We start from the raw sequence: 245 nt of genomic DNA on the forward strand, positions 1-245 counted from the left end.
GTGCTGGCGCATCTGATCGTGCCGCACACCGAGGTACGGCTCCGGCGCGCCGACGGCCGCGCCCTGATCCGCAGCATGGACGCCGACACCCTCGACACCGTCGCCAAGACCCTGGCGGGCCCGGTGGCAGAGCCCGGCGCCAACGCCGAACTGGCCGCCGTGGACCTGGACTTCCGCGCCGCCGACTACGAGAAGGGTGTCGCCGCCTCGGTGGACGACATCCGCGCCGGCCGGCTCCAGAAGGT

At 73.5% G+C, this 245-nt stretch carries 1 pseudogene; it reads left to right on the plus strand.

Going from position 1 to position 245, the window contains the following annotated elements:
- Positions 1 to 245, plus strand: a pseudogene (locus ACSNOK_RS35700) (hypothetical protein); the annotation flags it as partial.

It is taken from the genome of Streptomyces sp. URMC 126, assembly GCF_051386555.1.
Classification (GTDB): domain Bacteria; phylum Actinomycetota; class Actinomycetes; order Streptomycetales; family Streptomycetaceae; genus Streptomyces.